Raw genomic sequence first — 22,217 nt, forward strand, 5'->3', positions numbered from 1 at the left:
CTATTTTGCGTTCGCGCCTATCATTGCTGACTTTCAGATTTATACATCCAGAAAAAATAACTATCTGAATTATTCATTCCTGAAGTTAAGCAGAGCAGCAGCGCTGTGAAGCAGGATTTATAAAGCAAAGTGAACGGCCAAAAAAAAGCCCCGGCGAACCGGGGCTTTTACATCACGAGGTGATGAGGATTAGAACTTCTTGTCGTACATCACCGACACACGAGCATAACGCGGGGCGCTCAGGCTCAGTGGGGTTTCGTACAGCGAGCTGACGGCGTCTTCGACGTTGTAGGCTTCCGTCACGCTTTCGACAGCCTGGCGGTTGAACACGTTGAAGACGTCCAGACGAACCTGCAGGCCTGGGACCATCGATGGCTTGTAGGCCACATTCAGGTCAAGGCGACGCTCGCCGGGCAGACGGCCGACGGTACCGCGCTGAACGATGCGGTTTTCTTCGCGGGTAGCACCCAGGCAGTAGAAGGTCTGGTTTTCGTAGTTCGGCGAATCGCCTGGATTCGGCTCGGTACCGATGCAGCTGCGTGGACGGCCGGATGCCAGGACAACGTTACCGCCAACCACAACTTCCTTGGTCAACTCATAGAAGCCGAAGGCCTTCAGCTGGTGCTTGCGGTCGTTCGGCAGCAGGCCGTTGGCGCCGATCATCAACTCAGGGTAATCCCAGGTCGAGGTGACGGCGACGTCAGCCTGGCCATTGTCCGAACGGACCTGGCCTTCGGTGTTGCCCTTGTTACGCGACAGGGTGTAGTTGACCTTGCCGTACCAGCCATTGCGGAACGGGTGCTCGACAAACACGTCGAGTGCCGCGTAGGTACGCTTCGGCTTGTCGAAGCCCTGCTCTTCCGCGGACAGGAAGACCTTGGTCAGCTGGGTTTCGCTCGTGCCGTACTGCACCATGAAGGTGTTGTCCTGGCCCGGGTTGAAGGTCTGGCAGCTGTTACCGTACAGCGGGTTCGTGATCGCGATGTTGTTCGCTTCAGCATAGCGGGTGAACGGACGCGCATCGCAGAAATCGTCGATAGTCGACTTCAGCTTACGGTAGGTCACCTTGCCGCCGAAGTTCAGGCTTGGCGAGAATGCACGCTCGAAGCCCAGGGTGATTTCATCCTGGTAAGCCGGATCCATGTCCAGCGCTGCGAGGGTCGCGACGACCTTGTCCTGGCCGTATTCGTTGTTGCTCGACAGCGGAACGCTCAGCTGGGTCAGGCCGGTCGGATTGCCTTTGGCATCCACGCCCGAGTACGTGAAGTACTGCGAGGTGAAGGTCGAACGGCCCGCGCCGCGCACCGAGATGTGGGTCGGGATCGGCACCGAGTAACGGCCGGCGGTACCGAAGACTTTCAGGCTGGCGTCGCCATTGACGTCCCAAGCCGCGGCGAAGCGCGGGTTGATCTGGTTCTTCATCTCCAGGAAGGTCGTCTTCGAATCGTTCTGGTTCTTGAACGATTCGTTACGCAGACCGAAGGTCAGCAGCAGGTTCTTGGTAGCCTGATACTTGTCTTCCAGGTAGAAAGCGCTTTGTTCGCCGAACGAATCGGTCACGCTCGAGAAGATGCCCTTGATGACGTAGTAACCTTGCGGACCAAAACCGCCACCAGTGGCCGGTGCAGGAACACGGACACTGCCAGGACCGGTGATCGGGTTATTCGGATTTGCAGATTTTGCGTAGGTCCAACGGCCGCCACCGGCACGGAAGTCGCCGGCCTTGGCCGACTCGATCTTGGTCTGGTCCAGGCCACCGCGCAGGGTGTGGGCGCCGAAACGGTATTCCAGATCCAGACGTGCCGAGTCAACGATGTCTTCCGAGCCAGGGGCCAGGATGTTGGTGGTCACCGACTGCGAGTTCGTGTAGGCAACGCCAGGAACGCGGGCAGCCACTGGCGCCGAGATCTGGAACTGGTTCGGATCGAAGCCGTCGAAGTCGTTGGTGTGCTCCGACTTGGTACGGCCGTACAGGGCGGTCACGGTCAAGTCCTGGGTCAAGTTACCCGTGTACTTGAGCATGTTGGTCTTGCCACCGTTGTTGTTGATGTTGACGTTGGTGGCACCTGCGGTGACGATACCGTTGCGCGCGCCGGTCGTGTAGTCGTAGCCGCTGTCGCGGGTCTTGACGGTCGGCGTATCGCCCAGCGCGGTAAACTCCAGACGATGGTCGTCAGTGATGTTCCAGTCGATCTTCGCCATGTAGCGCTCGATCTTGGTATCGCGGTCGCGCCAGCCGAAAGCAGTGTTCGATGCTGCCGAAGAGACGGTGGTGGTATTAACGAAACCGTCATCCTGGCGGGTGGTTTCAGCTGCTGCGAAGAAGAACAGCTTGTCCTTGATGATCGGACCGCCGACGTAGGCGCCGTAGACCTTCTGCTCGCGCTCGTTCTGTTCGCGACGCTGGTACAGCTTGGTGTCGGTCAGCGGATTGAAGCCGGTGTTAGCGTAGTAGAAATCCTTCGGTTTCGCGCGCCACGACTTCGGCTCGAAGGTCACGATGCCGCCTGCTTCCCAGGTGTTGGTACCGCTCTTGGTGATGATATTGACCACACCACCGATCGAACGGCCGAACTCGGCGCCGAAGCCGCCGGTCAGGACCTGGGCTTCAGCGATCGCGCCGAACGGCAGCTGGGATGCGCCCAGGCCGGTCAGCGGGTTCACGACTGGGAAGCCGTTGATGTAGTACGAGTTTTCCGATGCTGCACCGCCACCGAAGGAAGCACCGCCGGCGAAGCGCGAGTCGGCGCGGGTGGTGTTCGGAGCCAGCTGGATGATGGCCTCGACGTTACGGGCGATCGGCAGTGCAGCCAGTTGGCGAGCGTTGAAGGTCGCGCCGTTGTTGGTGCTGCTGACGTCGATAGTGCGGCGCTGGCCGGTAACCTGGACCGTCTGCATGCTGGTCGCGGCAGCGGCTTGCGGGAACACGGCTTCGGCACCCTGGCCGATGCTGGCGTCGACCTGGACGGTCGAGACCACGGTGTCGCCTTTCATCTGCGACACGGTGTAGGTACCGGTCGGCAGCGAGGTCGCGCGGAAGCGGCCCTGTGCGTCCGGGGTAAGGACGCGGCGCAGGCCGGTTGCCGGATTTTCAACCACGACGGTGACGCCAGCGCCTGGGGTCACGGTACCGAAGACGGTACCGGTCGCGTTCGACTGCGCCATTGCCGGGTTCATGACGCCGACGGTCAGGGCTGCGCCGCTGAACGCCAGAGTCAAGGCATGCACTAATACGGTTTTTTTAAACATGTGTGATTTCCTGTCTGGATTTTCGTTCGTCCATTGTGTGGATGAACGGGTCTTGTTTTCGTTACTAATCACTCGTACTACAAAGGTCCCACTTTTTCTACTTCACCCCAAAAGGGTAGAAAATTCATGCTCTTGAACTTAATCAATAAATATGAATTTCTACATAGAACCATATGCATAATTGCAGTGTCAACATTCTCAAACGCAGTTTGTGCATATTCGCAACACTTTCAAAAAGTGACGCAGCGCAATCAAAATTTTCTCCTTTTGTTGGTGCAATGCAGCACTTTTATGGGATTTGCATGCACCAAAAAAGTGCACGAATCTACGGCAGCGTAAATATTCAACTGTTAGAACTAAATTCACCGAAATTTGGAAAGACGCTCGACTTTGCAGCGCAACAAAGGGAACAGGACGGCTCGCGCCTTTTGTTGTTTTTACGCGAATCTCATCTTCCCGAGCTCGTCTAGACAAATGTAACCGGCAGGTACAGCCGCGTGCATGCCTCGTTGGTCCCCGGTAAGTGAACAGGTAGAATAGAGGTTTGCCCTTCACCTGCGCTGGCGCCTCCTGATGCACAGCCATGGTGTGCCTCCTGGAATTGACATGCTGCGCATTAACGAACTCAAACTCCCCCTCGACCACCCCGACCACGCGCTGCGCGACGCCATCCTCACGCGCCTCGGCATCGGCGGCGCCGACCTGGTCGACTTCAACGTCTACAAGCGCAGCTACGACGCGCGCAAGAAGGCGGCCATCGTCCTGATCTATGCGATCGACGTCGAAGTCAGGAACGAGCAGGCGGTGCTGGCGCGCCTGAAGGGCGACCAGTACGTCGGCCCTTCCCCCGACACCGGCTACAAGTTCGTCGACGCGCCGCGTCCGCCGGCCGGCACGCCGCGTCCAATCGTGGTCGGCACCGGCCCCTGCGGCCTGTTCGTGGCCCTGATCCTGGCGCAGATGGGTTTGAACCCGCTGGTGCTCGAGCGCGGCAAGGTGGTGCGCGAGCGCACCGTCGACACCTTCGGCTTCTGGCGCAAGCGCAAACTGAATACCGAGTCGAACGTGCAGTTCGGCGAAGGCGGCGCCGGCACCTTCTCGGACGGCAAGCTGTACAGCCAAATCAAGGACCCCAAGCATTACGGACGCAAGGTGCTGACCGAGTTCGTGAAGTCCGGCGCGCCGGAAGAGATCATGTATGTCAGCAAGCCGCACATCGGCACCTTCCGCTTGGTGAAAATGGTGGAGCAGATGCGCGCCGAGATCCTGTCGCTGGGCGGCGAGATCCGTTTTGAAACCCGCGTCGACGACATCCGCATCAGCGAGACCGATGGCGTACGCCAGGTCCGCGGCGTGGTGCTGGCCAGCGGCGAAGAGATCGCCACCAACCACCTTGTGATGGCGGTCGGCCACAGCGCGCGCGACACCTTCCAGATGCTGTACGACCGCGGCGTGTACGTGGAAGCGAAACCGTTCTCGATCGGCTTCCGCGTCGAGCACCCGCAGTCGCTGATCGACGTCTGCCGCTTCGGTCCGAACGCCGGCAACAAGATCCTCGGCGCGGCCGATTACAAGATCGTGCACCACGCCTCGAACGGGCGCTCGGTCTACAGTTTCTGCATGTGCCCCGGCGGCACCGTGGTCGCCGCCTCCTCGGAAGAAGGCCGCGTCGTCACCAATGGCATGAGCCAGTATTCGCGCAACGAACGCAATGCCAACAGCGCGATCGTGGTCGGCATCACGCCGGAAGACTATCCGGGCCATCCACTGGCCGGCATCGCCTTCCAGCGCGAACTGGAGTCGCGCGCGTTCCTGCTGGGCGGCAGCACCTATGATGCGCCGGGCCAGCTGATGGGCGACTTCGTGCGCGGCGTACCTTCCAGGGAATTTGGCTCGGTGATCCCGTCGTTCAAGCCGGCCGTGCACCTGACCGACCTCGCGCCCTCGCTGCCGGAATACGCGATCACGGCGCTGCGCGAAGCGTTTGTCGCATTCGACAAGCAGATCAAGGGGTATTACAAGGAAGACGCGGTGCTGACCGGGGTCGAGACCCGCACCTCCTCGCCGATCCGCATCAAGCGCCGCGACGACGACCTGCAAAGCCTGAACACGCGCGGCCTGTTCCCGGCCGGCGAAGGCGCGGGCTATGCCGGCGGCATCATGTCGGCCGCCGTGGACGGCATCCGCGTGGCCGAAGCGGTCGCCATGGCCATGGGCGTGCCGGTGCCGGCACTGCAGGACTGATGGTGCAGGCCGCGCCGACCGCCGCTTCTCCCCGCGCGTTCGCGCCCTTCCTGGCGATCGTCGGATCGCTGGTATCGGTGAACGTGGGCGCGGCCTATGCCAAGGGCCTGTTCCCGCTGGTGGGCCCCGCCGGCATCACGGCTGTACGCGTCGGCCTGGCGAGCATATTCCTGATGGCCTTCTGGCGCCCTTGGCGCGCGCCGTTGGCACGCGCCGATGCCATGAACGTCGCCATCTATGGCGTCATGCTGGGCATGATGAATCTGCTGGTGTATGCCGCGTTTGCGCGCATCCCGATCGGGGTGGTGATTGCCATCGAGGTCATCGGGCCGCTGGCGGTGGTGGTACTGTCCTCGCGCCACCTGCGCGACTTCCTGTGGGTGGGCTGCGCCGCCTTCGGCCTGTGGCTGCTGGCGCCGACCACCGCGGGCGCGGCCGCGCTCGACCCGGTGGGCGTGCTGGCCGCCGCCGGCGCCGGCTTCTGCTGGGCCATGTACATCGTCTTCGGCAAGCGCGTCTCGACCCTGAAAGGCGGCCATGTCGTCGCCTGGGGCATGCTGGTCGCGGCCCTGTGCACGGTGCCGGTCGGGATCGCGCAGGCGGGCACCGCTTTGTTCGCGCCGCCCGTGCTGCTCGGCGGCCTGGCGGTGGCCCTGCTGTCCTCGATCCTGCCTTACTCGCTCGAGATGATGGCGCTGTCGCGCCTGCCGCGCCGCGTGTTCGGCATCCTGGTCAGCGCGGGACCGGCCGTGGGCGCGCTGGCCGGCTTCTTCGTGCTGGGCGAAGTGCTGACGGCGCTGCAGTGGCTGGCGATCGGAATGATCGTCGTGGCCACCGCGGGCAGCGCGGCGACCGCCGGGAAAAACTAGAGCCAGCCGGATTTCTTGAAGCGGTAATACAGATAGCCGCACACCCCGACCATGATGCAGATCGCGGTCGGGTAGCCGTACTTCCACTTCAGTTCCGGCATCACCTCGAAATTCATGCCCCAGACGCCGGCAAAGGCCGTGAACACGGCGAAGATTGCGGCATAGGCGGCAAGCTTCTTGTTGATGTCGTTTTCCTCGATCGTCACCATCGACAGCGTCACCTGGATCGCCGTGGCGATGGTGTCGCGGATGGTATCCAGGCGCCCGGAAATGCGCAGCAGGTGGTCGTGGACGTCGCGGAAGTAATCCTGGGTATGCGCCGCCAGGTCGGGCACGCGCCCGCCGTGCAGGCGGTCGACGGCGTCCATCAGCGGAATCACCGCATGGCGCAGGACCAGCGTATTCCTCTTCAAATCATACAGGCGTTCGATGTTGTCGCGCTGGGCGCCCTGGCCGCCGAAGATGCGGTCTTCGATCGATTCCAGGTCGGACTCGAGTTTATCGATGACGGGGAAATAGCGGTCGACGATCGCGTCCATCAGCGCATACAGCACGAAGCCGGAACCCATTTTCAGCAGCTTCGGTTCGCGCTCGGCGCGCGCACGCACGCCCAGGAAACCCTGGGCCGAATCGCGCCGCACCGACAGCACGTAATTCGGGCCGGCGAAGATCGCGACCTCGCCGGAGCACAGTTCGTCGCCGTTCAGGTTCACCGTGTGGACGACCGTGAACACGGAATCGCCATACTCTTCCAGCTTCGGGCGCTGGTGGCCGCGCGAGGCGTCTTCCACGGCCAGTTCGTGCAGGCCGAACTCCTCCTGCATGATGGCCAGTTCGCGCGGATCGGGATCGCGCAGTGCGACCCAGACGAAGCAGTCGGGTAGTTTCAGGTACTCGCTGATATCCTCGACCGGGATATCGGACAGTTTCTTGCCTTCCTGGTAGGCGACGCAGTTGATCAGCATGTGGGGCGAATGGATGGGACAGCGATACAGGAGCTTACACCATCCATGCCTGCCGCCGATGGGCGGACGTTACGCGTTCGCTGCTCGTAGGGTGGGCGCCCCGTGCCCACGCGTGAAGCGCGCGTCAACGAGGCGCATGCAGTCGGTGGGCACGGGGCGCCCACCCTACTCTTCTACTCCTCGCGCGCGCCGTCGATCCCTAACTCCACGATCTTGCGCGTGATCGTGTTCCGCCCGATCCCCAGGCGCATGGCCGCATCGTTCTTGCGCCCGTGCGTGTGCTTCAGCGCCGTCTTGATCAGCGCCGACTCGAACTGTTTACCGAGCGTGTCCATCACCTCGAACTGGCCGGCGCTGAGCATGCTGGCCGCCTGCAGTTCGAGGAGGCCGATCCAGCCGTCCGGTGTCGGCGGGGTCGTCAGCATGGCCGGGACCGCTGCGCCGCCGTCGGCCGGCGCGGCCACGAAAGAAGTCGTGCCCGCGGGCGGGGCCTGGGTCAGGTCGCGCGGCAGGTCCTTGATTTCGACCGTCTGGCCCGGCGCCATCACCGTGATCCAGTTACACAGGTTTTCCAGCTGGCGCACGTTGCCCGGCAATTCCAGGCTGCTGAGGAAACGCATCGCGCTGTCGCTCATGCGTTTCGGTTCGACGCCCAATTGGTGTGCGCTCTGCACCAGAAAGTGGCGCGCCAGCAGCGGGATGTCTTCGCTGCGCTCGCGCAGGCTCGGCAGGCGCAGGCGGATCACGTTCAGGCGGTGATACAAGTCTTCGCGGAACAGGCCGTCGCGCACGCGCTGTTCCAGGTTCTGGTGGGTCGCGGCGATCACGCGCACATTGGCTTTTACGGGCTGGTGTCCACCGACGCGGTAGAAGTGGCCGTCGGAGAGCACGCGCAGCAGGCGTGTCTGCAAGTCGAAAGGCATGTCGCCGATCTCGTCCAAGAACAGGGTGCCGTCCTCGGCCTGCTCGAAGCGCCCGCGCCGCATCGCCTGCGCGCCGGTAAAGGCGCCACGCTCGTGGCCGAAGAGTTCGGATTCGAGCAGGTCCTTCGGGATCGCCGCCGTGTTCAGGGCGATGAAGGGCTGCTGGGCGCGCGGGCTGTGCTTGTGCAGGGCGCGTGCGACGAGCTCCTTGCCGGTGCCCGATTCGCCCGTGATCAGCACCGTCACGTTCGACTGCGACAGGCGGCCGATGGCGCGGAACACTTCCTGCATCGCCGGCGCCAGGCCCAGGATCTCGGGCGTTTCCGCGGGCGCCGCTTCGACGCTGGCTTCGCGCAGGCTTTCCTCGAGCGCACGCCGGATCAGGGCCACAGCCTTGTCGATGTCGAAGGGTTTCGCCAGATAGTCGAAGGCGCCGCCCTGGAAGGAGGCGACGGCCGAATCGAGATCGGAAAAGGCGGTGATGATGATGACCGGCAGGCCGGGGTGTTTCGCCTTCACGGCCTGCAGCAGGTCGATGCCCGATTCGCCCGGCATGCGGATGTCCGATACCAGCACCTGCGGCGTATCGTGCTCGAACGCGCTCAGCGCATCGCGCGCGTTGGCGAAGCTGCGCGTTTCGAGATTTTCGCGCGCCAGGGCTTTTTCCAGCACCCAGCGGATCGATGCATCGTCGTCGACAATCCAGATTGGTTTCATGTAGTTCGTGGCTTTCCGCAATATGGTGTCAAAGTGGGACGCGGCGGCCTGCCACGGCCACTTATGGCAACGGCAGCAGGATCCGGAAATCCGTCAGTCCAGGCCGGCTTTCGCACTCGATCATCCCCAGGTGCTGCTGCACGAAGGTTTGCGCCAGCGTCAGCCCCAGGCCGCTGCCGCCATCCCTGCCCGACACCAGCGGGTAGAAGATACGGTCGCGGATCTCCGGTGCGATGCCCGGTCCATTGTCGATGATATGCAAGTCTAATGCCAGCCCGTAGCGGACCTTGGCCAGGGTGACCTGGCGGGCCACCCGGGTGCGCAAAACGATCTCGGCGTCGCCCGCCGCGATGCGGCTCGCCAGGGCCTGCGCGGCGTTGTGCACGATGTTCAGGACGGCCTGGATCAGCTGCTCCTTGTCGCCCCTGAATTCGGGGATCGAGGCATCGTAGTCGCGCCGGATGGCGAGGCCGTTCGGGAATTCGGCCAGCACCAGCGAACGCACGCGCTCGCACACTTCGTGGATGTTGACATCGCCGACGATGTGCGGCTTGCGGTGCGGCGCCAGCAGGCGGTCGACCAGGGTCTGCAGGCGGTCGGCTTCCTTGATGATCACCTGCGTATATTCCTTCAGCTGGCTCACGTGCAGCGGCGGCAGTTCGAGTTCCAGCAACTGCGCCGCGCCGCGGATGCCGCCCAACGGGTTCTTGATCTCGTGCGCCAGGTTGCGGATGAGTTCCTTGTTGGCCTGGCTCTGGTCGAGGAAGCGCTCCTCGCGATCGAGTTTCAGCTGCTGCACGTTCTCGCGCAGCTCGATCAGCACCTCGCCGCCTTCCAGGCTGCTGGCGATCGAGTGCACGTGCAGGGTTTCGCGGCCCGGCCGGTCCAGGGCCAGGTCTTGCCGCAGGTCGGAATACTGGTGAGCGCGGGTCTGTTCGCACAGCGCGGCCAGTTCCTCGCCGTTCGAGAACAACGACTTCAGGGTCCGGCACGACAGTGACTTGAGGGAGGCGTCGAGCATGTTCTCGGCCGCCGGGTTGGCGTAGCGCACACGGTCGCCGGCGTCGATCAGCAGGACGCTGGAGGCCAGCAGTTCGAGGCCGGCAAAGCGGCCCTCGGCAATCGCGCGGTCGGGAAGGTTCATCGGATATTCGAAATTTCGCGCCGCAGCGCCTCGATGTTGCGCTCGGTACGGCTGATGTCGTCGCGCATCTGCGCCACGCGCTCCTGGTACTTGGCGTAATTGCGCTCGTTGCCCTGGCGTTCGGGCTCGCCGTTGTTGAAGACCTTGCGCAAGTCCGCCAGCTTCTGCTCTTCGGCGCGCAGTTCCTCGTTCAGGATGCCGCGGCGATCGTCGTCGCGCGCGCGCTGCTGGGAGGTGTCGACCCGCGGGAAATTCGCAGGGCTCGGCGTAGCGGCGGGAGGCGCCGGACTACTTGCGCGAGCCGCAGGCGCCGGCCCGACGCGCGCGGGCGGCGCCGGGATATAGCCCGGCAGGTCGAGCGCCTTGCAGCCCTTCTTGCCGGTATCGGTGAATTCGACGCGGCCTTGCGCATCGACGCATTTGTAGACCGTGGTCTGGGCCGCGGCCGCACCGCTCAACAGCACGCCGGCGGCCAGTACGAGTTGTAAACCGCGAGCGGTCACACTGGTTGTCATTCGCATCAGTAGAAAGCTGCACGGCAACGCGTGCCAAGGGTATCGTTGGGCCGAATATACCGCATCCAAATAAAAACGCGGGGAAAGCCATCGGCCCTCCCCGCGTTTGTTACCTGCGCTTACAGCTTCTGATGCCGTAGCGCAACAGTCGATCCGTGCGGATTACGACGAGTAGTACATGTCGAATTCGGCCGGGTGCGGGGTCATGCGCAGGCGCTGGACTTCGTTCATCTTCAGTTCCAGGTAAGCGTCGATCATGCTGTCGCTGAACACGCCGCCGCGGGTCAGGAACTCGCGGTCCTTGTCCAGGGCTTCCAGTGCTTCTTCGAGCGAGGAGCAGACGGTCGGGATCAGCTTGTCTTCTTCCGGCGGCAGGTGGTACAGGTCCTTCGACGCGGCTTCGCCCGGGTGGATCTTGTTCTGGATGCCGTCCAGGCCGGCCATCAGCAGCGCGGCGAAGCACAGGTAGACGTTGGCCAGCGGGTCCGGGAAGCGCACTTCGATGCGGCGGCCTTTCGGGTTCGCCACGTGCGGGATGCGGATCGAGGCCGAACGGTTACGGGCCGAGTAAGCCAGTTTCACCGGCGCTTCGTAGCCTGGGACCAGGCGCTTGTACGAGTTGGTGCCAGGATTCGTGATCGCGTTCAGGGCCTTGGCGTGCTTGATGATGCCGCCGATGTAGAACAGCGCCGTTTCCGACAGGCCGGCATAGCCGTCGCCTGCGAACAGGTTCTTGCCGTCTTTCCAGATCGACTGGTGCACGTGCATGCCCGAGCCGTTGTCGCCGTTGATCGGCTTCGGCATGAAGGTGGCGGTCTTGCCGTAGCTGTGGGCGACGTTCCAGATCACGTACTTCAGGTTCTGGGTCCAGTCGGCGCGCTCGACCAGGGTCGAGAAACGGGTGCCGATCTCGTTCTGGCCGGCGCCGGCCACTTCGTGGTGGTGCACTTCGACCGGGATGCCCAGCGATTCGAGGATCAGGCACATTTCCGAGCGCATGTCCTGGAAGCTGTCGACCGGCGGCACCGGGAAGTAGCCGCCCTTGACGGTCGGACGGTGGCCGCTGTTGCCGCCTTCGGTTTTCGCATCGGTCGACCACGAGGCTTCATCCGAATCGATCTTCACGAAGCAGCCCGACATGTCCACTTTCCAGCGGATCGAGTCGAAGATGAAGAATTCAGGTTCCGGACCGAAGTAGGCGGTGTCGCCCAGGCCGGTCGACTTCAGGTAAGCCTCGGCGCGCTTGGCGATCGAGCGCGGGTCGCGGTCGTAGCCCTTGCCGTCCGACGGTTCGATCACGTCGCACTGCATGAACAGGGTCGTTTCTTCCATGAACGGGTCGATGTTCGCGGTGCTCGGGTCCGGCATCAGGATCATGTCCGATGCTTCGATGCCTTTCCAGCCGGCGATCGAGGAGCCGTCGAACGCGTGGCCCGACTCGAATTTGTCGAGGTCGAAGTGCGACACAGGAACGGTGACGTGCTGCTCTTTACCGCGGGTATCCGCAAAGCGGAAATCCACGAACTTGACTTCGTTATCCTTCACCATCTGCATCACATCTGCGGCGGTCTTTGCCATGCGTTTCTCCTAAATGAAATCGGGTGCTGTAGAACGGGCGAGATCGCATTCGACCGGTCAGCCCTCTACAACATGCTTGCAGGAACATATGCAGGAACCATGCCAGCCGCTTATCGGACTTTTCAGCATGAACAAATGCATAATCCTTCTTTAGAACGCCCAGCGTTTGACCCTAAAATCAGACAGCAGGCCGTGGTGCAGCTTTGCTCATCCATTGCACCAAAACAGTGCACGCGCTCCAAAGCGCACCATTTTGATGCAGAGCGCACCGTTTCGGCAAGCGCGCTCCGTTGCAGTGCGCACGCCCGGTGCGCATGCTCATGAAAGGACATTATGCAAACGACCAAAGAAATACTCGACGCCGCGCGCGAACGCGCACCGGGCCAGCCCTATGCCGGCGCCGTCACCCCGGCCGAGGCCTTCACGCTGCTGCAGGCGGCGCCGAACGTGAAGCTGGTCGACGTACGCACCAACGCCGAGCGCGACTGGGTCGGCCGCGTCGTCGTGCCCGAAGGCCAGCACCTGGCCGTCGAATGGGCGACCTACCCGGGCGGCCAGCCGAATCCCCTGTTCGGCCAGCAGCTCGAACGCCTGGCCGGCAAGGACGACGTCCTGCTCTTCCTGTGCCGCTCCGGCGTGCGCTCGCGCCACAGCGCGCGCGTGGCGACCGAACTGGGTTATGCGAATGCCTTCGACATCCTCGAAGGGTTCGAAGGCGACAAGGATGGGGAAGGACACCGCAAGACGATCGGCGGCTGGTGCAAGGCGGGGCTGCCCTGGGCCGGGGCGTAGGGTGGGCGCCCCGTGCCCACCAAACGATGCGTCGACGGCACCTAGGCTCATGGTGGGCACGGGGCGCCCACCCTACATGACTACGCCTAGCGTTACATTCCCGTCGGCAGCACCATCACCTGCAGCCCCGAGGCCTGCCCCGGCGCGTGATACACGCGCTGGGTCGCCTTGACGAAATCTTCCGGCTTCGCCTTCGGAATGTGCGTGAAGGTCTGCGGATTCAGGTCGATCAGCGGGAACCAGGAGCTCTGCACCTGCACCATGATGCGGTGGCCGCGGCGGAAGGTGTGGTTCACGTTGCCGATGTCGAAGCCGATTGCCTCGACTTTACCAGGCGTGAACGGTTCCGGCTTCTCGAAACTGTTGCGGAACTTGCCGCGCAGTGGGTTGCCGCGCACCAGCTGCTGGAAGCCGCCCATTTCCACGCCGGGCGCGCCGACGTCGCCGCCGCGCCGCTCGGAGGGCGTTTCCGGATAGGCCGCCGGATACACGTCGATCAATTTGACCACCCAGTCGGCATCGGTCCCGGTGGTGGAGACGAAGAGTTTCGGCGTCACCGGCCCGGCGATCGTCACGTCTTCTTCCAGTACCTCGCTCTGGTAGACCAGCACGTCCGGACGGGTGCTGGCGAAACGCTGGTCGGAGACCATGTATTCCTTCGGCATGCCGGTGGCCGGGTAGCCGATGAAGGGCACCGGCTTCTTCGGATCGGCCACGTACTCGTCGAAGGCGGCACCGCTTGGGGCAGGCTGGGTCCAGCCCAGGGTGCCGTTTGCCCCGAAGTAGAGCGTGCGCGGTTTCGCCTGCACCGGCGGCCAGGCGGTGTAGCGGCGCCAGACGTTGCTGCCGGTCTCGAACGCCGTCACTTCGGCGATCGCCTGCGCAGGCTTCGCGCCTTTCAGGTGCTGCTCGAAGAAGGGGAATTGCAGCTCCTTGCGGAAGTACTCGGCCGTCTTGCTGTCGAAGGAGACATGGCCGAGGCGTGCGCCCTCCCCGCGCGCCCAGCCGCCGTGCACCCACGGCCCCATCACCAGGCTGTTGGCGATGCCCGGGTTCTGCTTTTCGATGGCGCCGTAGGTGGTGAATGGTCCCTGCGGATCTTCGGCATCGAACCACCCGCCCACGGTCAGCACGGCGGCCCTGATGTTCTTCAGGTGCGGGGCGATGGCGCGCGCTTTCCACCAGGCGTCGTAGGTATCGTGTTCGATATTCGGCATGAAGAGCGCGCGCTGCTCCGCGCTCATGGCGCCGGCGATGTTCGACAGGGTCAGGTGCTTGAGGAAGAAGTCGTAGCCGCTGGTGGTGCCGTAGTCGAAGCCGGACCAGGTCTTGGGCAGCGGGGTCGGATTCGGCGCCTCGGTAAACGCGGCGTAGAAGCCGAAGTTCGCGGCCAGCATGAAAGCGCCGCCATGGTAGGAGTCGTCGCCCATGTACAGGTCGGTGACCGGAGCCTGCGGCGACGCTGCCTTGATCGCCGGATGCGAGTCGATGATGCTGGCCGCCGTATAGAAGCCCGGATAGCTGATGCCGTAGATGCCGACCTTGCCGTTGTTGTTCGGGACGTTCTTCAGCAGCCAGGCCACGGTGTCGTGCATGTCCTCGCTCTCGACGCCTTCACCGGCGGCGCGTTTCGCCTGCACGTGCGGCGTCATCTCCTGCCACTTCCCTTCCGACATGTAGCGGCCGCGCACGTCCTGCTCGACGAAGATGTAGCCGGCATCCTCGAACTCGCGCGACGGGCCGATGGCGTCCGGCATCCACTGCACGCCGTAGCGCAGCTCGCCCTGGGCCTGCACGCCGGCGCTGTAGGGCGTGCGCTGCATCAGGAAGGGAGAGGGGCGGCTGCTGTCCTTCGGCACGTAGACGGTGGTGAACAGCTTGACACCGTCGCGCATCGGGATGCGGTATTCGTACTTGGTATAGGTTTCGCGCAGATTGCGCTTGGCCGGCGGGGCATCCACCGCATTCATGGTGGTGGCGTGCACGGGACCGGCACCGAAGGCCAGCGCCAGGCTCAGCGCAAGGAGGGATAGCGGACGACGCATATGAATTCTTTCTGAAGCGGATACACGGGGCCGCCAGTGTAATCCGTTTCGGAACAGAATTGCTATTCGGGCAAGGCGTCGCCGCTGTGCTGCACGGTCTTCAGCCGCTGGCGCACGATGTTGATGTGGCCGCGCAGGCCATACAGGCCGTCGGCATAGGCCAGCGGAATCGAGATGTGGTTCACCTGCTCCTCGATCTCGTCCAGGCGTTTCAGGAGGTCGGCGCGGACGATCTCGCGCTGCGGCTCCTGCACGCCTTCCCATGCCTGCTCCACCGCGCGCAGTTCGCCATACCAGCGGTACACGCGCGAGCGCACGCGCCACACGTACAGCGGCGGCACGATTTTAGAAAGCGGAATCACGAGGGCCGCCAGCGCCACCACCACGACCCAGAGCCGCTCGAACAGATTCGCCAGCCAGAAGCGCATGTAGCGCTGCAGCAGCGGCGGACCGTCGCGGTAGTACTTGGCCGCCTCGTCGGCCACTGGAATCTCGGTGAACTTCGGCGAGGGGAACTGGCCCTGCTGCTGGAACCACCCTGCCCCGCCGTGGATCTCGCCGGCCGCCTTGACGAACAAGTCGATCAGGGCCGGATGCAGGTCTTCGCGCGCCACCAGCGTCGCCGTGGGCGCGATCAGGTGATAGTCCTGGTTCGGGATGTCGCGCCCGAGGTCGACGATCCCGCGCGGCAGGGTCACGTGGGTGAGGAAAGGCAGGCGCCGCGTATAGGCTTCGGCCTGCGTGAAATTGAAGAGGCGGATGCCGGGCGTCTGTAGCAGCATCTGGATCAGCGGCGCTTCCGGCGCCGAGCTGAAGACCAGGCCGTCGATGCGTCCGGCCAGCAGTTCGACCGTGGCCGGCGTGTTCTCGAGCGCGCCGATCTTCAAGTCCTGCGGCTCGACGCCATTGACACTCAGGATCTGCCGGAACAGGTTGGGCACGCCCGTGCCTTCCGGCCCCAGGTTGATGCGCAGGCCGCGCAGGCCGGTCAGGCTATTGGTTTTTACTTTGTCGCGCAAGAACAGCCAGACCGGTTCGGTGAACAGGCTGCCCAGCGACACCAGCCCGAGCTGGCCCGCCTGCTCTTCGCTGGTCGAGCCACTCTGGACGAACGCGATATCGGCCTCACCCCGGCGCAGGCGCTCGAGGTTGTCCAGCGAGCCGAGCGTTGGCTGGAGGGTGACGAGGATGTCGTCCTTCTTGAGCTCCTGCGCGTACTGCTTGCCGAAGCTTTCGTAGGCGCTGTTTTCCTGCCCTGTCGCCAGGCGCAGCTCGCGCGGCGGCGCCGGGTCGACCAGCCAGTAGGCGACGATGCAGGCGGCAAGGACCAGGACGATCGTCGGCCCTGCGGCAACCAGCAGGTCGCGCAGGGAGACGAAACTGAAGTTGCGGATTTTCGAGACGGCGCGCCGGCTGGCCCGGCGCGCCTTTTCGGACGCCGTCAACGCACGCACTGGCGCGTGGCGCCCACGCTGCCCTGCGGCGGTTCGATCATCGGCATCAGGCTCGGCGCCAGGGTCACCAGCAGCTGCGAAGGCAGCGCGCTGGTGAAGTCGTAGTGCTCCGACTGCGGACCATGAACGTAGGCCGTCATCGAACCAAAGAAGCGTTCGCCGATGTTGAAGACGAAGGTCGCCGAGCGGTTCACGTAGCGCGACTCGATCAGGCGGCCGCCGCGTGCGTAGACGTCGAAGCGCTGGTCGCCGGTACCGGTCTTGCCGCCGACGGCGATGACCTGGCCGTCCGAGGTGGCGAAGGCCGTCTTGACGCGCTTGGCGGTGCCGTCCGAGACCACGCCGCGGATCGCATCGGCCACGGCGCGCGCCACTTCCGGCGCCAGCACGACTTCGTTCTCCACTTTCGGCGCGCGCTTCACGAGCGTTTCGTACGGCGTGCCCTTGGCGAAGTGCAGCGAATCGATGCGCTCGACGGGTTTGCGCACGCCGCCGTTGATGATGATGCCCATCAGTTCAGCCAGCGCCGCCGGACGGTCGGCCGAGGCGCCCAGGGTCGTCGCATAGGACGGCACCAGCGAGTCGAACGGATAGCCCATCTTCTTCCACTGGGCGTGGATCTTGAGGAAGGATTCGACTTCCAGCAGGCCGGCGATGCGCTTGTCCTGGGCGTTCTTGCGGTTGGTCTTGAACAGCCAGGAATACACCTCCTGGCGCTCCTTCACGCTCGCCGCCACGGCTTCGCTCCAGCTGGCCTTGGCATGGGTGCGCAGGTAGCCGACCAGCCACAGTTCCAGCGGGTGGACCGAGGCGACGTAGCCGCGGTCGGCCAGCGACATGTTGGCCGGGGCGTACTGGTCGTACATCTTGGCGATGCGCTCGTCGTCGACCTCGTTGGCCGGCAGCGAGGCGTCGATGAAGGCGCCGAATTCCTGCAGGGTCGCGTTCGGGGCGATCGTGCGGTGCACGGCGGCGAGCTTCGAGGCCATCGGACGCACGCCCTGGACCAGCAGCGTCGTCGCCTCGGCCCCGGTCTTGCCCTTGTACTTGTTCCAGAACTTGGCCAGGAAGGTTTTGCCTTCGGCATCGGCGAAGCGCGCCAGGTATTCGGCGCGGCGCGGATCGTCGGCGTCGGCCAGCAGCGCGGCCGAGGAGCCCGGCAGCTGGAACATGTAGTAGCGGGCGACGTCGCGCATCATGCGCACGAACACCAGGTTCGTCGACTGCTGCAGCGCTTCCTGCACCGTCATGATCTTGTGGTCGTCGAGCTTGCTGAAGTTGCCGAAGTAATGCAGACCGCCGCCGGTGAAGAAGCCTTCGCCCGGGTTGCCCGAGTACTTGCGCGCCATCGCGGCGGCGAGCATCGGCTTGAGGCCGCGGTCGGCGTTCGCCGGCAGTGCCTGGAAATACTCGACGGCCCACTGGCTCAGGCGGTCCTTCGGATCGATGCGGGTTTCGCGCAGTGCCTTCGGGTCGAGCGGCTCGTAGCGCTTGTGCAGCTGGTCGACGATGTCGAGGTAGGTGACGAGCGTGCGCAGCTTGGCGGTCGAACCGAGATCGAGCTTGGCCTGCTCGTTGATGTCGAGCGGCTGGTCGTAGTTATCGGTCTGCACGCGAAGGTAGTTGACGTTCTCGCCGCGTTCCATCAGCGTGAAGCTGTACACCACTTGCGAAGGGTCGCCGTTGCCGAGCAGGCCCTTGCCGGTCAGGCCGGCTTCCGCCGCCGCTTCCGGCGTGGTGAGACGGCGCAGCGCCGAGGTCACGGCCTGCTGGGCTTCGGAGTCGAGCGTCGAGACCACCGACATGTCGAGGCGGTCGAGGTTGTACAGGCGCGGTTCGCCGAGCAGGTAGCCGAGGTGGTTGCGCACCGCGTTCGAGGCCTTGCGCGACACGAAAGCGTTGGCGGCCGGCGCCTCGACGCCCGAATGGAGCGCGGGTTTGAGCTTGACGGCGAGCGCGGCGTCGCGCAACTGCGGCGTGATCACGCCGGCCTGCGCCAGCACGCGCAGGTGGCTGTTGGTCAACGTCTCGAGGTCGGCTTCGCCGGCGCCGAGATAGTATGCAGGGCGGCGCTGCGCGATCATCAGCGACAGCGCTTCCTTGTAGATCAGGACCGCTTCGGGCGTGTCCATTCCACCCTTCAGGGTCGCGCCGACCTTTTTAAAGTCGCGGCCGTACCAGACCCACATGCCGTCGCCGATGCCGTTCACTTCGCCGTAGCCCAGCTTGGCCGACAGCGGCACCGTGTTCAGGTAATCGAGCACGATCTGGCGCCGCGCGCCGGTCGTGTCCTCGCCGTCCTGGTAGGCGCGCAGCGTGGCCGAGGCCATCTGGATCAGTTTATCGTGCAGCGAGGCGGTGCGGCCTTCCGGCGAGTGGCGGTATTTTTCGATCTGGGTGGCGAGCGTCGAACCGCCGGCCACGCGGCCGCCGCCGCTGATGCCGATCGCGGACAGCGACTTGTCGAATACGGCTTTCGAGAAGCGGTCCCATTCGATCGCCGGATTGCGTTTCGGGTAGGCCGGGTCGAGCAGCTCGCGGTTCTCGATGAAGAGCAGGCTTTGCACCAGCAGCTGCGGCGTGTCGTCGAAGCGTTCGTAGAAGCGCTCGGGGAAGCGCGAGGCGAACAGCGGCTGGCTGCGGCAGTCGAGGATCTCGAGGCCGGTTCGCGTCTTTTCGCGGTAGGTGGCGAAGATGCCGCGGTCGGCCAGCTCCACCATCTTGGGCGACAGGCGCGCCTGGGCGTCGATCACGTAGTCGCGCGTCTGCAGCTTGGTGAGGAAGGCCGGCAGATGCGAGTAGCCGAGGCGCGCGTCATACGGGCTTTCGGCGGGGAAGCGGATCGCGTCGCTCGGGCCCTTGGCCATGCGGTAGTGAACGTCCTTCATCATGCCGGCGAACAGCTTGGCCTGCAGGGTCGACGTGCGCGTTTCGTAGACAGCATAGGCCGAGCCGGCAGCCACGACCACCAGCAGGATCCCGAACAAAACGAGCTTGCCGCGGCCCTTGCCTTTCGGGGGCTCGCCTTCGCGTTCGGGTTCCGGGCTGGCGCCGTCCGCGGGGCCGGCGTCGGAGGGCGCGCCGGCTTCGGTCACCAGCGACAGGTGGGGGACGGGGTCCTGCAAGGACTCTTCCGGCGCGGCCGCATCGATGGCGGGCGCGGCGTTGCCGTCGGCTTGACCGCGCAGTGCGCGAAATACGTTACGAGGCCGTTTGAAACGGCGGGTGCTTTCCATGATGGCTCAACTGGTTTTGAATCGATATGCCTGCAATCCCGTCAACCTGCTCGCCATCCCTGCTGCCGGTTTGTTCGAGTGATCCGGGTGGTCATTTGTTCACGTTTGTGGTTCTTTTTTTAAGCGCCGATCCAGTAAGAATTGTGTCGGCGCCCAAGACATCATTCCACCACATCAACAGGTATAGGACGAAGCCCTGTTCAACAAATTTGACCTGCCCCGATTTTTTTCGCAAAAAAACAACGGCAGAGTTATCGGGATAGCATTGATGCCTACAAGCATCCTTCTCGCGATCTTACATGGCTGTCATGTCGGGTGTGTGACAGTCGGTTTCATCAACGTTCGAGGGTGCCCATCGGTGCACTTGCGTCCTGCCCGCGCAGGTCTTCCAAGGCCTGCAGGCAGTAGTACTGGAACCACAATCCCGTGAACAAAAAGATCAGGACATACAGCCAGGCCGAGAGGATGGCGAGGAAGGGAAACAGCGCAACGGCCAGCACCGCGCCGCCCATCCATGCGATGCCGGGCAGCGCGCCCAGCACGCCCGACGCCATGCCGATCGCCAGCAGCGGCCAGCGCCGCGCCTGCATCAGGGTCTTGCGTTCGGCCGCGCTGGCGTGGGCCGCGAGCGCGTCGTAGCTCATCACGCGCGAGGACACCCAGCCCCACAGGGCCGCCTGCACCAGCACGGCCAGCGGCGGAATCGCGTACAGAGGCACGGTGCACAACCACAGCAGCGCAAATACGAGCACGCTCGTCAGGTTCATCCAGACGCTGCCGGCGAAGCTGCCGCCCTCCTTGCGGGCGAGCTGGGGGAACTGGCGTGTGCCGACATAGCGTTCGATGGCGGGCATCGCGAACACGCCCATGAACAGCAGCGCGGAGGCGATCATCAGGGGCAGCAGCAGCAGGATCGCCATCAGCGGCACGACCACCACCTTCAGCACGCCCAGGCCCAGGCTGGAGAGCACGCTGCCGCTGGACTGGAACCAGCCGTACTCGCGGAAGACGGCGTCGAGCCAGTCGAACAGCGCCGGTCCATACGCCCACAGCAGGCCGCCCCAGAGCAGCAGCGACAGCAGCAGCGGCGCCAGCGACAAGAGCATCATGCGGCCCGAGAAACCGGCGCGCAGGGCGCGCGCCCAGGCGGTGGCGATGCCGTTCATACCAGGCTCCCAATGTCAAAAGGACATTGTAGTGCAGGGCAACGAATGGCGGTTTGCAGGTGCATGCACTACAATCGCCGTTCACAGATTATCGAGGGAACAACATGTCCACTACCACCACCGCTTCCGGCCTGCAGTATGAAGACACCGTCGTCGGCGAAGGCGCCGAGGCGAAAGCCGGCAACTACGTCACCGTCCACTACACCGGCTGGCTACGCAACGACGACGGCACGGCCGGCGCCAAGTTCGACTCCAGCAAGGACCGCAACGACCCGTTCCAGTTCCCGCTGGGCGCCGGCCACGTGATCCGCGGCTGGGACGAGGGCGTGCAGGGCATGAAGGTCGGCGGCCAGCGCCGTCTCACCATTCCTGCCAGCCTCGGCTACGGCGCACGCGGCGCCGGCGGCGTGATCCCGCCGAACGCGACGCTGATCTTCGACGTCGAACTGCTGGCTGTTTAATAGCGAGCAAGTACCACGCTGCCCTGCGGCTTCTGGCGCGGCAGGGCAGCGTCGAGCATCCCCTCTAAAATTCCGCCCGAAACGGGGCGATTCCCTACCCCCTGCGCTAAGATGGCCGCGCGCATTGCCATCCCGTCAATGCACCTTCATCCACAGGAGTATTTCATGAGCTTGCAAGACCAGTTCACCCAGGCCCAGGCCGATTCGAAGAACCTGCCGGAACGCCCGGACAACATGACCTTGCTGAAGATTTACGCGCTGTTCAAGCAGGCCTCGAGCGGCGACGCCACCGGCGATCGTCCAGGCTTCACCGACATGGTCGGCCGCGCCAAGTTCGATGCATGGGATGCCCTGAAAGGCACGTCGCAGGAAGACGCCATGCAGCAGTACATCGACCTGATCGAAGAACTGAAGGGCTGATTGTATTTCGTAGGGTGGGCATTTATGCCCACGCGGTCGTACCGTCGCATATCGCAACGTCAACATTGATCATCCGGTGATACCGCGTGGGCATGAATGCCCACCCTACAACACCATCACACTGCCGCAAACACGCGGCGCATCTTGTCCGCCACCTTCGCCTCGATCGCCGGGCGAAACGCACTCATCAGCATTCCCAGCTTGATCCGCAGCGCCGCGCGCTGTTCACCCAGGGTCAGCGCCCCTTCCACGCCGCTGCGCTCGAAGCGCAACACGTCGCCATCCCAGCGGCACTGCATGCCGAATTCGGCGGCCACCTTGTCGGCCACCTGCTGCGCCGCGGCGCGTGCCCGTTCCGGGCTCAGGTTGTGTTCCTGGACGATCTGGATGTCGGCCATGTGCTTCCTCTCTAGACAATGAATGCGCAAACAGTCCGCCA

Annotated in this window: 16 protein-coding genes; 5 read left to right on the plus strand and 11 right to left on the minus strand. The window is 63.9% G+C overall.

Going from position 1 to position 22,217, the window contains the following annotated elements; all coding sequences use genetic code 11:
* Positions 1-189: 189 nt before the first annotated feature.
* The gene (locus tag C2862_RS11415) at positions 190-3,249 is read right to left on the minus strand and encodes a TonB-dependent receptor (RefSeq protein ID WP_136220245.1); all 3,060 of its coding nucleotides are present in this window, start codon (positions 3,247-3,249) and stop codon (positions 190-192) included.
* Between the two features lie 606 nt (positions 3,250-3,855).
* Between C2862_RS11415 and C2862_RS11420 the strand changes: the two genes are divergently transcribed.
* Complete coding sequence (locus C2862_RS11420; RefSeq protein WP_136220246.1) at positions 3,856-5,493, plus strand: NAD(P)/FAD-dependent oxidoreductase; 1,638 nt, start codon at positions 3,856-3,858, stop codon at positions 5,491-5,493.
* Positions 5,493-6,362, plus strand: a complete 870-nt coding sequence (locus C2862_RS11425; RefSeq protein ID WP_136220247.1) for a DMT family transporter — start codon at positions 5,493-5,495, stop codon at positions 6,360-6,362. Before C2862_RS11420 ends, C2862_RS11425 begins: the two co-directional genes overlap by 1 nt.
* Here the strand turns inward: C2862_RS11425 and corA are convergent.
* The 5 genes from corA to glnA form a co-directional block, all read right to left on the minus strand.
* The gene (gene corA / locus C2862_RS11430) at positions 6,359-7,327 is read right to left on the minus strand and encodes a magnesium/cobalt transporter CorA (RefSeq protein WP_136220248.1); all 969 of its coding nucleotides are present in this window, start codon (positions 7,325-7,327) and stop codon (positions 6,359-6,361) included. The two genes, C2862_RS11425 and corA, sit on opposite strands and share 4 nt — an antisense overlap.
* Before the next feature lie 173 nt (positions 7,328-7,500).
* Entirely contained in the window at positions 7,501-8,967 is a 1,467-nt protein-coding gene (gene ntrC, locus C2862_RS11435) for a nitrogen regulation protein NR(I) (protein ID WP_136220249.1), read from the minus strand.
* Positions 8,968-9,028: 61 nt separating this feature from the next.
* Complete coding sequence (gene glnL / locus C2862_RS11440; RefSeq protein ID WP_136220250.1) at positions 9,029-10,111, minus strand: nitrogen regulation protein NR(II); 1,083 nt, start codon at positions 10,109-10,111, stop codon at positions 9,029-9,031.
* Entirely contained in the window at positions 10,108-10,626 is a 519-nt protein-coding gene (locus C2862_RS11445; RefSeq protein WP_136220251.1) for a DUF4124 domain-containing protein, read from the minus strand. Before C2862_RS11445 ends, glnL begins: the two co-directional genes overlap by 4 nt.
* Before the next feature lie 162 nt (positions 10,627-10,788).
* Entirely contained in the window at positions 10,789-12,204 is a 1,416-nt protein-coding gene (glnA, locus tag C2862_RS11450; protein ID WP_136220252.1) for a type I glutamate--ammonia ligase, read from the minus strand.
* A gap of 333 nt (positions 12,205-12,537) precedes the next feature.
* On the opposite strand from glnA, the gene C2862_RS11455 reads away from it, so the two are divergent.
* A complete protein-coding gene (locus tag C2862_RS11455; RefSeq protein WP_136220253.1) occupies positions 12,538-12,996 on the plus strand; it encodes a rhodanese-like domain-containing protein in 459 nt (152 codons plus the stop codon).
* Between the two features lie 92 nt (positions 12,997-13,088).
* On the opposite strand, the gene C2862_RS11460 is transcribed toward C2862_RS11455, so the two are convergent.
* The 4 genes from C2862_RS11460 to C2862_RS11475 form a co-directional block, all read right to left on the minus strand.
* Positions 13,089-15,041, minus strand: coding sequence for a CocE/NonD family hydrolase (locus C2862_RS11460; RefSeq protein ID WP_136220254.1), 1,953 nt, complete (start codon positions 15,039-15,041; stop codon positions 13,089-13,091).
* 62 nt (positions 15,042-15,103) lie between these two features.
* Positions 15,104-16,486 (minus strand): TAXI family TRAP transporter solute-binding subunit, encoded by a 1,383-nt coding sequence (locus C2862_RS11465; protein WP_136220255.1) that lies wholly within the window; start codon positions 16,484-16,486, stop codon positions 15,104-15,106.
* Positions 16,483-19,731, minus strand: coding sequence for a transglycosylase domain-containing protein (locus C2862_RS11470; RefSeq protein ID WP_229467392.1), 3,249 nt, complete (start codon positions 19,729-19,731; stop codon positions 16,483-16,485). The genes C2862_RS11465 and C2862_RS11470 overlap by 4 nt, the downstream gene beginning before the upstream one ends.
* Positions 19,732-20,066: 335 nt before the next feature.
* Positions 20,067-20,897: an EI24 domain-containing protein gene (locus tag C2862_RS11475; RefSeq protein WP_136220256.1), complete on the minus strand. Its 831-nt coding sequence runs from the start codon at positions 20,895-20,897 to the stop codon at positions 20,067-20,069.
* Between the two features lie 104 nt (positions 20,898-21,001).
* Here C2862_RS11475 and C2862_RS11480 point away from each other — a divergent pair, with 104 nt between their 5' ends.
* Positions 21,002-21,358: an FKBP-type peptidyl-prolyl cis-trans isomerase gene (locus tag C2862_RS11480; RefSeq protein WP_136220257.1), complete on the plus strand. Its 357-nt coding sequence runs from the start codon at positions 21,002-21,004 to the stop codon at positions 21,356-21,358.
* A gap of 165 nt (positions 21,359-21,523) precedes the next feature.
* Entirely contained in the window at positions 21,524-21,778 is a 255-nt protein-coding gene (locus C2862_RS11485) for an acyl-CoA-binding protein (RefSeq protein WP_136220258.1), read from the plus strand.
* Between the two features lie 116 nt (positions 21,779-21,894).
* On the opposite strand, the gene C2862_RS11490 is transcribed toward C2862_RS11485, so the two are convergent.
* Positions 21,895-22,176 (minus strand): polyhydroxyalkanoic acid system family protein, encoded by a 282-nt coding sequence (locus tag C2862_RS11490; protein ID WP_136220259.1) that lies wholly within the window; start codon positions 22,174-22,176, stop codon positions 21,895-21,897.
* Positions 22,177-22,217: the final 41 nt, after the last annotated feature.

Source organism: Massilia sp. Mn16-1_5, assembly GCF_004798585.1.
In the GTDB taxonomy this organism is placed as follows: Bacteria; Pseudomonadota; Gammaproteobacteria; order Burkholderiales; family Burkholderiaceae_D; genus Telluria.

Excerpts from the sequence above, each read along its gene's own strand:
- C2862_RS11415 (WP_136220245.1), bottom strand. The coding sequence starts at position 3,249 with ATGTTTAAAAAAACCGTATTAGTGCATGCCTTGACTCTGGCGTTCAGC.
- C2862_RS11420 (WP_136220246.1), top strand. The coding sequence starts at position 3,856 with ATGCTGCGCATTAACGAACTCAAACTCCCCCTCGACCACCCCGACCAC.
- C2862_RS11425 (WP_136220247.1), top strand. The coding sequence starts at position 5,493 with ATGGTGCAGGCCGCGCCGACCGCCGCTTCTCCCCGCGCGTTCGCGCCC.
- corA (WP_136220248.1), bottom strand. The coding sequence starts at position 7,327 with ATGCTGATCAACTGCGTCGCCTACCAGGAAGGCAAGAAACTGTCCGAT.
- ntrC (WP_136220249.1), bottom strand. The coding sequence starts at position 8,967 with ATGAAACCAATCTGGATTGTCGACGACGATGCATCGATCCGCTGGGTG.
- glnL (WP_136220250.1), bottom strand. The coding sequence starts at position 10,111 with ATGAACCTTCCCGACCGCGCGATTGCCGAGGGCCGCTTTGCCGGCCTC.
- C2862_RS11445 (WP_136220251.1), bottom strand. The coding sequence starts at position 10,626 with ATGACAACCAGTGTGACCGCTCGCGGTTTACAACTCGTACTGGCCGCC.
- glnA (WP_136220252.1), bottom strand. The coding sequence starts at position 12,204 with ATGGCAAAGACCGCCGCAGATGTGATGCAGATGGTGAAGGATAACGAA.
- C2862_RS11455 (WP_136220253.1), top strand. The coding sequence starts at position 12,538 with ATGCAAACGACCAAAGAAATACTCGACGCCGCGCGCGAACGCGCACCG.
- C2862_RS11460 (WP_136220254.1), bottom strand. The coding sequence starts at position 15,041 with ATGCGTCGTCCGCTATCCCTCCTTGCGCTGAGCCTGGCGCTGGCCTTC.
- C2862_RS11470 (WP_229467392.1), bottom strand. The coding sequence starts at position 19,731 with ATGGAAAGCACCCGCCGTTTCAAACGGCCTCGTAACGTATTTCGCGCA.
- C2862_RS11475 (WP_136220256.1), bottom strand. The coding sequence starts at position 20,897 with ATGAACGGCATCGCCACCGCCTGGGCGCGCGCCCTGCGCGCCGGTTTC.
- C2862_RS11480 (WP_136220257.1), top strand. The coding sequence starts at position 21,002 with ATGTCCACTACCACCACCGCTTCCGGCCTGCAGTATGAAGACACCGTC.
- C2862_RS11485 (WP_136220258.1), top strand. The coding sequence starts at position 21,524 with ATGAGCTTGCAAGACCAGTTCACCCAGGCCCAGGCCGATTCGAAGAAC.
- C2862_RS11490 (WP_136220259.1), bottom strand. The coding sequence starts at position 22,176 with ATGGCCGACATCCAGATCGTCCAGGAACACAACCTGAGCCCGGAACGG.